This window comes from Streptomyces sp. NPDC006739 (assembly GCF_042869815.1).
Lineage (GTDB): Bacteria > Actinomycetota > Actinomycetes > Streptomycetales > Streptomycetaceae > Streptomyces.
The window spans coordinates 282,262-293,050 of sequence record NZ_JBIAGM010000012.1; the positions used below are offsets into that span (position 1 = coordinate 282,262).

Annotated in this window: 7 protein-coding genes; 3 read left to right on the forward strand and 4 right to left on the reverse strand. The window is 72.2% G+C overall.

All coding sequences use genetic code 11. The features are described from left to right. Window positions 1–4 precede the first annotated feature (4 nt). A complete protein-coding gene (locus tag ACFYMM_RS24715) occupies window positions 5–2,365 on the reverse strand; it encodes a glycoside hydrolase family 31 protein (RefSeq protein WP_388390055.1) in 2,361 nt (786 codons plus the stop codon). A gap of 212 nt (window positions 2,366–2,577) precedes the next feature. Here ACFYMM_RS24715 and ACFYMM_RS24720 point away from each other — a divergent pair, with 212 nt between their 5' ends. Beyond that, a complete protein-coding gene (locus tag ACFYMM_RS24720; RefSeq protein WP_388390057.1) occupies window positions 2,578–4,545 on the forward strand; it encodes an acetoacetate--CoA ligase in 1,968 nt (655 codons plus the stop codon). A gap of 18 nt (window positions 4,546–4,563) precedes the next feature. Here the strand turns inward: ACFYMM_RS24720 and ACFYMM_RS24725 are convergent, their stop codons facing one another. Next, complete coding sequence (locus tag ACFYMM_RS24725; protein ID WP_388390059.1) at window positions 4,564–5,892, reverse strand: aminotransferase class I/II-fold pyridoxal phosphate-dependent enzyme; 1,329 nt, start codon at window positions 5,890–5,892, stop codon at window positions 4,564–4,566. 99 nt (window positions 5,893–5,991) lie between these two features. Between ACFYMM_RS24725 and ACFYMM_RS24730 the strand changes: the two genes are divergently transcribed. Further along, the gene (locus ACFYMM_RS24730; protein ID WP_388390061.1) at window positions 5,992–7,200 is read left to right on the forward strand and encodes an MFS transporter; all 1,209 of its coding nucleotides are present in this window, start codon (window positions 5,992–5,994) and stop codon (window positions 7,198–7,200) included. A gap of 22 nt (window positions 7,201–7,222) precedes the next feature. Next, window positions 7,223–8,116: a hypothetical protein gene (locus tag ACFYMM_RS24735; protein WP_388390062.1), complete on the forward strand. Its 894-nt coding sequence runs from the start codon at window positions 7,223–7,225 to the stop codon at window positions 8,114–8,116. 80 nt (window positions 8,117–8,196) lie between these two features. Here the strand turns inward: ACFYMM_RS24735 and ptsP are convergent, their stop codons facing one another. Next, window positions 8,197–9,867, reverse strand: a complete 1,671-nt coding sequence (gene ptsP / locus ACFYMM_RS24740) for a phosphoenolpyruvate--protein phosphotransferase (protein ID WP_388390064.1) — start codon at window positions 9,865–9,867, stop codon at window positions 8,197–8,199. Between the two features lie 75 nt (window positions 9,868–9,942). Next, a complete protein-coding gene (locus ACFYMM_RS24745) occupies window positions 9,943–10,392 on the reverse strand; it encodes a PTS glucose transporter subunit IIA (RefSeq protein WP_388390066.1) in 450 nt (149 codons plus the stop codon). Window positions 10,393–10,789 lie beyond the last annotated feature (397 nt).

Here is a 10,789-nt window from a genome sequence, read left to right on the forward strand (position 1 = left end):
GCGCTCAGCCCAGCCCCCGCACCCGCACCGGGCGGCCCGGTGAGCCCCCGCCGCGCTCCCCCTCCCGCTCGACCACCACGTCCCGGCCCTGCCGGCGGGTGACGTAACGCTCGATCTCCGGCTCCTCCCAACCGTCGCCCGCGTCCGGCACGACCAGTCCGCCCCCGGTCCGCCCACGGGCGGGCGCCCACACCTCCAGCTCCAGCCCGCCGTCCGCCCCCCGCACGGGCAGGACGGCACCCGCGCGCGCGAACACGGGTATCCGCGACAACGGCGCGTCGACGAGAACCCGCCCCGGGCCCTCGTAGACCTGCTCCGTCACCGTGTCGTACCAGCGCCCCCGAGGCAGCTGCACCGCACGCCGGCCGGTGCCCGGGGCCAGCACCGGCGCCACCAGCAGGCAGTCGCCCAGCAGGAAGGCGTCCTCGCAGTCACGCAGCGCGCGGTCCTCCGGCTGCCCCCACCACAGCGGCCGCACATAGGGCGCGCCCGTGCGCCGCGCCAGGTGCGCCAGCGTCATGAAGTACGGCAGCAGACGGCGCCGTTCCAGCAGCGCCACGCGCGCGTGCTCCAGCACCTGCGCGCCGAACTCCCAGGGCTCGCGGCGACCCGCCCGCAGGCTCGCGTGCGTGCGGAAGAGCGGCAGGTACGCGCCGAGCTGGAACCAGCGCAGATACAGCTCCGGCGAAGGGCTCCCGTCGAAGCCGCCCACGTCCGGCCCCGAGTACGGCACCCCGCACAGCCCGAGCCCCAGGACCAGCGACAAGGACGCCCGCAGCCCCGGCCAGCCCGTCGCCACGTCCCCCGACCACGTGCCCCCGTAACGCTGCAGGCCCGCCCAGCCGGAGCGGGAGAACACGAACGGCCGCTCCCCGGGATTCAGCTCGCGCAGCCCCTCGTAACCCGCCTGGGCCATGCAGAGCCCGTACACGTTGTGCGCCTCCCGGTGGTCGCCGCCGCGACCCTCCAGGCAGTGCCGGGCCGAACGCGGCAGCGTCGGCTCACCGAAGGCGTTGAAGGACGTCGGCTCGTTCATGTCGTGCCAGAAACCGGCGAAGCCCTGCCCCAGCCGCTCCTCGTAGAGCCCGCCCCACCACTTGCGCACGCGCGCGTTGGTGAAGTCCGGAAAGACCGACTCCCCGGCCCACGCCACACCCCGCACCGTCCGCCCCGAGGCATCCCGCACGAAGGCGTCCACCGCCGCCCCGCTCTCGTACACCGCGTTGCCGGGCGCGGCCCGCACCGCCGGATCGACGATCGACACCAGCCGGATCCCGTCCCGCCGCAGCTCCTCGGCGAGCACCGGCAGCTTGGGAAAGCGCTCCTGGTCGACGGTGAACACCTGTCGTGCGTCGTAGTGGTCGATGTCCAGATGGACGGCGTCCAACGGCAGGCCGCGCTCCTGGTAGCCCGACACGATCCGCCGCACCTCCTGCTCGCTCCCGAAACCCCACCGCGCGTGATGGTGTCCCAGCGCCCAGGCGGGCGGCAGCGCGGGCGCGCCCGTCAGGGAGGCCCAGGCGTGCAGCACGCGCGCGGGGGTGCCCACGATCACCCAGCAGCGCAGCGGACCGCCCTCCATCCGCAGCTCGCACCGGCCGGCCCGGTCGTGCCCGGACCCGGCACCCTCCTCACCCTCCCGCAGCGTCACCGTCCCGTCCCACGAGGTGTCGTGGAACACCAGATGCGTGGCCGCGTCGGCCACCACCAACTGCACCGGCACGGTCAGGTACAGCGGATCGTCCCCGGGACCGAACGCACGCCCGGGATCGGTGTGCCACAGCCGGTACCTCCCGTCGCGCAGCCGCGGCCCCGACGCACGGCCGCCCAGGCCGAAGAAACGCGCGTCCGCGGCCACCTCCGACCGCTGCATCCACCGCGCCGTACCGCCGTCGACCGGTTCCCACCACCGCGGCGGCAGATCCCGCCGCAGGCTCACCCCGCCGGGCGTACACACCTCCACCGCGCCGTGCCGCGAGACGACGACCGTCACCCGCTCCGCCACGACCCGCCAGCCGCCGTCCTTGTCCGGCTCCAGCACCGCCCGCGGATCCGGCTCGGGGCAGCGCCCTGCGAGCGCGTACGAGGGCTCGGGATCCGCCCCGTCCCAGCCCCAGAACACCGCCCCGTTGACCGCGACCGTGATCCGCAGCTCGGACCGGGCGAAACGGATCAGACCGCCCCCCGGCCCGGGCTCCACGCCCTGCACCGACCCCGGTACCCGAGCGCGCTCGGCACCCCGTGGTGGCAGTCCGACGGCGTCGACGCGCCTCCTGCGCCATGCGGAGCGTACGGTACGCCACCCCTGCGCAGCCCTCCCCGAACCGACCATCTTCACCGAACGCACCAGGTCACGACCGTCCATGCTGCTCACCCTGCCACCGACCGCCCCACGCGCGCGTGTCGTTCAACTGCCGTTCACCCGGGCCGGGACCATGTCTTCATGACACGGACCACGCGGGGCGCCCTGGTGTGGAAGTCGATCACATGGCATCGTCCGTGTCAGCCGCGTCACGCGCACACCCCAGCCCGTGCGCGGACCGACGCACACGACGCGCACAGTCCGGGAGCCGCCCCATGCCGACCGCGAACGACCAGCCGCTCTGGCAGCCGGATCCGAGATGGATCGCCCAGGCGCGCATCACCGAATTCCAGGCCTGGGCGGCCGAGCGCCACGGCGCCCCGGCCGGGGGCGGCTACCCCGCCCTGCACCGGTGGTCCGTCGACCAGCTGGACACCTTCTGGAAAGCCGTCACGGAGTGGTTCGACGTACGGTTCTCGACGCCCTACGCGCGCGTGCTGGGCGACCGCTCGATGCCCGGAGCCCAGTGGTTCCCCGGGGCGACCCTGAACTACGCCGAACACGCCCTGCGCGCCGCCGCCGACCGACCGGACGAACCGGCCCTGCTCCACGTCGACGAGACCCACGAGCCGAGCCCCGTGACCTGGTCCGAGCTGCGCCGTCAGGTGGGCTCCCTGGCCGCCGAGCTGCGCGCCCTCGGCGTACGCCCCGGCGACCGCGTCAGCGGCTACCTCCCGAACATCCCCCAGGCCGTGGTCGCCCTCCTCGCCACGGCCGCCGTGGGCGCCGTCTGGACCTCCTGCGCCCCCGACTTCGGCGCCCGCAGCGTCCTCGACCGCTTCCAGCAGGTCGAACCGGTGGTCCTGTTCACCGTCGACGGCTACCGCTACGGCGGCAAGGAGCACGACCGCCGCGAGATCGTCGCCGAGCTGCGTCGCGAGCTGCCCACCCTGCGGGCCGTCGTGCACATCCCCCTCCTGGGCACCGACGCACCCGAGGGCGCCCTCGACTGGTCGGCCCTGACCTCGGCCGACACCGAGCCCGTCTTCGAACAGGTCCCGTTCGACCATCCCCTGTGGGTGCTGTACTCCTCCGGCACGACCGGCCTGCCCAAGGCCATCGTCCAGTCCCAGGGCGGCATCCTGGTCGAACACCTCAAGCAGCTCGGCCTGCACTGCGACCTCGGCCCCGAGGACCGTTTCTTCTGGTACACCTCGACCGGCTGGATGATGTGGAACTTCCTCGTCTCCGGCCTGCTCACCGGCACCACGATCGTCCTGTACGACGGAAGCCCCGGCTACCCGGACACGGCCGCCCAGTGGCGGATCGCCGAGCGCACCGGGGCCACCCTCTACGGCACCTCGGCCGCGTACGTCATGGCCTGCCGCAAGGCCGGTGTGCACCCCTCCCGCGACTTCGACCTCTCCCGGGTGCGGTGCGTCGCCACCACCGGCTCGCCCCTGCCCCCGGACGGGTTCCGCTGGCTGCACGACGAGGTCCGTGACGACCTGTGGATCGCCTCCGTCAGCGGCGGCACGGACGTCTGCTCCTGCTTCGCGGGAGCCGTACCCACCCTCCCCGTGTACACCGGCGAACTCCAGGCGCCCGGCCTCGGCACCGACCTGCAGTCCTGGGACCCCAGCGGCAAACCCGTGATCGACGAGGTGGGCGAGCTGGTGGTCACCAACCCCATGCCCTCCATGCCGATCCACTTCTGGAACGACCCCGACGGCAGCCGCTACCACGACAGCTACTTCGACACCTATCCCGGCGTCTGGCGCCACGGCGACTGGATCACCGTGACCTCACGCGGCTCCGTGATCATCCACGGCCGTTCCGACTCCACGCTCAACCGCCAGGGCGTGCGCATGGGCTCCGCCGACATCTACGAGGTCGTCGAACGGCTGCCCGAGATCAGGGAATCCCTGGTCATCGGCATCGAACAGGCAGACGGCGGCTACTGGATGCCGCTGTTCGTACACCTGGCCCCGGGAGCCGTCCTCGACGAAGCCCTGCGAAACCGCGTCAAGCGGGCCATCCGTGAGCAGCTCTCGCCGCGGCACGTGCCCGACGAGATCATCGAGGTCCCCGGGGTGCCACACACCCTCACGGGCAAACGCATCGAGGTACCCGTCAAGCGCCTCCTCCAGGGCACGCCACTGGAGAAGGCCGTCAACCCCGGCTCCATCGACAACCTGGGCCTCCTGGGCTTCTACGAGGCCCTGGCCCGCAAGCGCGCCTGACCTCCCCGGAGGGGGCGCTCATCCTCCGTAGGTGGCCTCGGACTCGCCGAGCACGGCGGCGAACTCCGAGGCCAGCCGTGCCGCGTCGGCCGGCTCCAGGCTCGCGGCCGTGATCCGCACCCCGGGCTCGGCGGCCACCCGGAACCTCGCCCCGGCCGCCACCCACCAGCCGTACGACCGCAGCCCGTTCACCACCGCCGACTCGTCCCGCACGGGCACCCACAGGTTCATCCCGCTCCTCCCGTGCGACGCGATCCCGCGCGCGGCCAGCTCCCGGGCCAGCGTCCCGCGCCGCTCCGCGTACGTCTCCCGCGCGCGGGAGACCAACGCGCGCGTGCCCGCGTCCGTCAGCAGTCCGTGGACGGTCTCCTGCAGCAGGTGACTCACCCAGCCCGAGGTCAGCAGCAGCCGGCCGTCGTGCCGGGCCAGCGTGACCGGATCACAGGCCGCCGCCGCCCACCGCAGGTCCGTTCCCAGGAACTTGCTGACCGTCCGCACGTGCACCCAGCGGGCCAGGCCCGCGCCGGTCACCGAACACAGGGGGGCGTCGGCCACCGCGGAGGCGTGGTCGTTCTCGATCACCAGCACGTCGGGCTCGTCCCGCAGCACCTCGACGAGCGCGTCACGCCGGGTGCCGGAGAAGCGGCCGCCGTACGGGTTCTGCGCCCGGGGACTGAACACCACGGCCCGTACACCGGTCCGCAGCGCAGCGCGCAGGGCATCGGGCCGCACCCCCTCGTCGTCCACGGCGACCGGAACGATCCGCAGCCCCAGGGCCGTCACCAGGTCCAGCAGATGGTGATATCCGGGATCCTCCATCGCCACGGCGTCCCCGGGCCGCAGCTCCCCACAGAGCACACGGCCGATCAGGTCCAGTGCCCCGTGCGCGAAGGTCACCTGCTCCACGGGCACGCCGTCGGGGCGCAGCCAGTCGCGTACGGCGTCCTCGAGGTGCGCCAGCCGGGGCGTTGAGCGGTGCGAACGCGCGCCGGGCGAAAGCCGCGAGGGCGGCACCAGGGCAGGCAGCAGCTCCGGATCGGGATGCCCGCCCGCGAGGTCCCGCAGACCCACCGGCACCTTGGGCGGGCGCCGGGACGCGACGGCCGGGGCAGGGGCCACCACGGTTCCGCCCCGCCCACGCGTGGTCACGATGCCCCGCCGGCGCAGCTCCTTGTACGCCGTCGCGACCGTGCCCGGGCTGACCTGGAGCCGGTCCGCGAGGCGTCGCACCGGAGGCAGCGCGGCCCCCGGCGCCAAGGCGCCCTCGGACACCCCTCGTTCGACCGAGGCGGCAATCCCCTTGGCCGTCCCCCCACTGATCTCATATTGTGTTACCACGTTGCACATTATGTATTGATACATAACGTCAAGCAAGGGGGAACAGTGGACGCGAAGCCGCGTGCCGCCGTCCGGCAGCGCATACCGGGAGGGCGCGACGGACGCAGAATGATCGCCATCACCCTCGTCGACCGCGTAGGCAGCGGCCTGTGGGCATCCGTCTCCGTCCTGTACTTCACCTACGTCTCCGGCCTCTCCATGGCCGAAGTGGGCACACTCGCCGCCGTCTCCGGAGCCGTCGGCATCGCCGGAGCGCCACTCGGCGGCCGCATCGCCGACCGGGTTCCCCTCACCCGGCTCCTCCCCGCACTCCAACTCCTGCGAGCCGTGGCCTCCTTCGCGCTGCTCACCACCGACCACTACCCCCTGCTGCTGGCCTTCTCGGCCGTCGGAAGCCTGGGGGACCGCGCCGCGAGCGTCCTCACCAAGCTCTACGCGACCCGCGTGGCCGGCCCGGACCGCGTCCGCTACCAAGCCGTCAACCGCACCGCCGCAAACGCCGGCTGGGCCCTCGGAGGCCTCGCCGCCGCTGCCGCCCTCGCCCTGGGCACCACCGCCGTGTACCGCTGGCTGCTGGCCGGCGACGCCCTGACCTTCGTGGCGGCCGCGCTTCTCGTCCTGACCTGCGCGGAACCCCCCTCGGCGAGCCGTGTCGCCGCCACCTCCAAGGACGCGCCCCGCGCACTCAAGCCGGCCAGCCCCTGGCGCGACCGCTCCTACCTGGCGTACGTGGCGACCGAGACCGTCCTCTCCCTGGACGACACCGTGTTCAAGGTCGGCCTGCCCCTGTGGATCGCGCACAGCGACGACGTACCGCACGGACTGGCACCCCTGCTGCTCGTCCTGAACAACGTGATGGTGGTGGCCCTCCAGGTCCCCCTGGCCCGCTTCGGCACGACCACCGAGACGGCACGCCGACTGCTGATCCCCCTCGCCGCCGCGTTCGCCCTCGGCGGCCTCGCCATGGCCTTCTCCGCGACCGGCGGAACCGCGACCGCCATCTGCCTGGTCACCGCCTCGGCCGTCGCGTTCACCCTTGCCGAGATGCTGCACGCCACCGTGTCCTGGGAACTCTCCGTCGCCCTGGCCCCCGAGACCGCCCAGGGCGCCTACCTCGGCGTCCACGGACTCGCCCAGTCCACCCAGCGCGGCATCGGCCCGATCGCCGTCACCGCGGCCATCGCCACCGGCCCCCTCGGCTGGACCGCCTTCGGCGCGACCATCGCCCTGACCTGCGGAATCCAGCACAGACTGGTCCGAGACCGCCTTCGACGGATCGCATTGTCAGTGGCACCGGTTACGGTGAGTGAGCATTGATCGACTGTGACCAGGGGGAATCATGGCGCTCACCGACCACCAGACCATGCGACGCGTACTTCGGCGCGAAATGGCCGGCACCATCGCGGTCCTGACCGACGAGCACGACTTCCGCGCCATGCGGCGCTACGGCAGCTTCGCCTTCGACGACCACCTCACCTACCTCCAGCAACTGGAGGCCCTCCTCAAGGTCCGCGCCTCCCAGGGCACTCACACCACCCTGGCCCTCTTCGACCCCGAGGAGTACGCGGAGTTCTGCGCCGACAACGGCCTCGACCCCGACGACCCGCTGAACCGAAGCCGCTTCACGGCAGAACTCGCGGCCACCGGCCCCACCATCCCCTACGACGGCCGTCCCCTCGGCACCCTCGTCCCCGCGCTCGTGGACGAGGCCGTCCGGCAGGCCACCTGGGAGTACGCCAGCACCGTGCTGGCACGACTCGGACCATGTGTGACCTGCGGCGAGGACATCGGCCGCGCGGCCTTCGCCCGCGCCTCCGACCTCGTCGTCCGCATCCTCGACACGGCTCCGCCGGGAGACCGACACCTCGTGTGCAGCGTCTCCGGACCACCGGAAACCCTGGTGTCCGTCCTCCACGCCGACGAGGACCCGGAAGGCGCCGTCCACCTCGACGAGGCGGAGGCCCTCGAATTCACCAGCGTTCTCGCGCTCGGCCTCGCCACCCGCGGCCCCGGCGGTCTCGTCATGCGCACCAGCGCCCTGGGCAACGCCGACCGTGTCTACGGCTGGCGGCTGCGCGGGGACGGCCTGGAAGCCCTCACCGCCGGCGAGGTCTTCGACGCCTACTGCACCGACGTGGAGTCGGGCGAACCGATCTCGCCGGAATCGGGCGTCGACTACTGCGTGCCACCCGACCTCGGGGAGGAGGACCGGGCATCCGGACACCGGCACTGAGACCGCCGCCGGACACGGCAGGGGCGCCCCACCCGAAGACGGAGCGCCCCTGCGAGCCGGCCGACGGCGGCCGGGCCCGACTACTCGCCGGACAGCACGGCCTGGGCCGCACCACGCGCCTCCTCGGCGCTGTCGGCCGCACGCGCGGCCGCCGCCGCCCGCTCGCACTGCGCGAGCGTGTACTTCGCCAGCGTCGCCCGGACGTAAGGAATCGACGCCGCGCCCATGGAAAGGGAGGTGACACCCAGACCCGTCAGTACACACGCCAGCAGCGGGTCCGACGCCGCCTCGCCGCACACGCCACAGCTCTTGCCCTCGGCCCGCGCGGCTTCCGCGGACAGCGCGACCAGGTCGAGCAGCGCGGGCTGCCACGGATCCTGCAACCGCGACACCGCACCCACCTGACGGTCGGCGGCGAAGGTGTACTGCGCGAGGTCATTGGTCCCCAGAGAGAGGAACTCGACCTCCTGCAGGATCGCACGCGCCCGCAGCGCGGCCGACGGGATCTCCACCATCGCACCGAACTTCGCCCGCAGCCCCGCCTGGCGGCAGGCGTCCGCAAAGGCCTTGGCATCGGCGCGGTCCGCCACCATGGGGGCCATGACCTCGAGGTAGACGGGCAGTCCCTCGGCGGCCTTGGCCAGCGCGGTCAGTTGCGTGCGCAGGACCTCGGGGTGATCCAACAGAGTCCGCAGGCCCCGCACACCCAGCGCCGGGTTCGGCTCGTCGGCCGGTGTCAGGAACGCGAGCGGTTTGTCCGCACCGGCGTCCAGCACCCGCACCACGACACGGCCCTCGGGGAACGCCTCCAGCACCTGCCGGTAGGCCTCCACCTGCTTCTCCTCGGACGGCGCGTTCTTGCTGTCGTCCAGGAAGAGGAACTCGGTACGGAACAGACCGACACCCTCGGCCCCGGCCTCCACGGCAGCCGGCACGTCCGCCGGACCACCGACGTTGGCCAGCAGCGGCACCTTGTGCCCGTCGGCGGTGGCCCCCGGACCGGTCGAGGCGGCCAGCGCGGCCTTCCGCTCGGCGGCAGCGGCCTCCAGCTGCGCCTTCTTCTGCTCGCTCGGGTTCACGAAGATGTCGCCGGTGCTGCCGTCGACGGCGATCAGCGTGCCCTCGGCCAGCTCACCGGCGCCCGGCAGCGCCACCACGGCCGGAACCCCGAGCGCCCGGGCGAGGATCGCGCTGTGGCTGGTCGGCCCGCCCTCCTCGGTCACAAAACCGAGGACCAGGGTCGGATCCAGCAGCGCGGTGTCCGCGGGAGCGAGATCGCGGGCCACGAGGACGTACGGTTCGTCGCTGTCCGGGACGCCCGGCATGGGCACCCCGAGCAACCGGGCGACGATACGATTCCGCACGTCGTCGAGGTCCGCCACACGACCGGCGAGGTACTCACCGGCCCCGGCCAGCAGTTCTCGGTACGACGCGAACGCGTCGTAGACGGCGCGCTCGGCGGTGCTGCCGACCGCGATGCGCCGGTCCACGTCCGCCATCAGCTCGGGGTCCTGCGCCATCATGGCCTGCGCCTCGAGCACCGCCTGGGCCTCGCCGCCGGCCAGATTGCCGCGCGCCATGAGGTCGGCCGCCACTGCTTCCACAGCCTTGCGAGCCCGCCCCTGTTCGCGCTCGGCCTCCTCCGCCGGGATCTGCTTGGCAGGCGGTTCCAGCACCGCCGTTCCCATGTGCCGAACCTCGCCGATCGCCACGCCGTGGCTCACGCCGACGCCTCGCAGGGTTGTCTCCATCTCACCCGTCTCCGATAGTGCGGCGGGTCCCGCCGCGGTGGTTGTCGTGTGTGCCGTCGGCCGACGGCAGTGCCGTCAGCTCCAGAGGAAGAGACTGTCGCCGGCCTTCACGTCGCCGTCGTCACGGAGATCGGACAGGGATTCGGCCGTGGCTTCGAGGGCGACGACGGGGCAGACCGGTGACTTGCCGGCGGCCTCGACGGCGGCGGGGTTCCAGCGCACGACGGCCTGTCCCCGCGTCACGGTGTCGCCCTTGTCGACGAGCAGTTCGAAGCCCTCGCCGTTGAGCTGCACGGTGTCGATTCCGAGGTGGGTGAGCACGCCGTGCCCGCTCTCGTCGACCACGACGAAAGCGTGAGGGTGAAGGGAGACGATGACCCCGTCCACGGGGGCAACCGCCTCGGAAGGCTCGCGCACGGGGTCGATCGCTGTGCCCGGGCCGACCATGGCCCCGGAGAAGACCGGATCCGGCACGGCGGCCAGTCCGATGGCACGTCCTGCGAGAGGGGACGTCACGGTGGTCATGGGAAGCCTCCCAGTGGGTGGGGCTGCGAATGGGCCGTCACTGCCTGTCCCGGACGGCGTACTGAGCAGCAGGGTATGTCATATGAAGTGGCGGTTCCGCTTGGAAGCTACCAGCTAGTGGTCTAGACCACCAACCCCGTCGATTTGCTCCCGCTTCGAGGCCCCGTGTACAGTCGTAACCCTGCTTGAGACCGAGCGGCGCGAACACGCGTCATCGCTCAGCAGCACCCAACTTGTCAGATCCTAATCTCGGATCGCCTTCCGCATGCCTGCGGGACGGTGGTCAGGGGGACGGAAAAACACTGATAGAGTCGGAAACGCAAGACCGAAGGGAAGCCCGGAGGAAAGCCCGAGAGGGTGAGTACAAAGGAAGCGACCGTTCCTTGAGAACTCAACA

What these genes read in the sequence shown, in the direction of transcription:
- ACFYMM_RS24715 (WP_388390055.1), bottom strand. Translation starts at nt 2,365, where the DNA reads ATGGACGGTCGTGACCTGGTGCGTTCGGTGAAGATGGTCGGTTCGGGG.
- ACFYMM_RS24720 (WP_388390057.1), top strand. Translation starts at nt 2,578, where the DNA reads ATGCCGACCGCGAACGACCAGCCGCTCTGGCAGCCGGATCCGAGATGG.
- ACFYMM_RS24725 (WP_388390059.1), bottom strand. Translation starts at nt 5,892, where the DNA reads ATGTGCAACGTGGTAACACAATATGAGATCAGTGGGGGGACGGCCAAG.
- ACFYMM_RS24730 (WP_388390061.1), top strand. Translation starts at nt 5,992, where the DNA reads ATGATCGCCATCACCCTCGTCGACCGCGTAGGCAGCGGCCTGTGGGCA.
- ACFYMM_RS24735 (WP_388390062.1), top strand. Translation starts at nt 7,223, where the DNA reads ATGGCGCTCACCGACCACCAGACCATGCGACGCGTACTTCGGCGCGAA.
- ptsP (WP_388390064.1), bottom strand. Translation starts at nt 9,867, where the DNA reads ATGGAGACAACCCTGCGAGGCGTCGGCGTGAGCCACGGCGTGGCGATC.
- ACFYMM_RS24745 (WP_388390066.1), bottom strand. Translation starts at nt 10,392, where the DNA reads ATGACCACCGTGACGTCCCCTCTCGCAGGACGTGCCATCGGACTGGCC.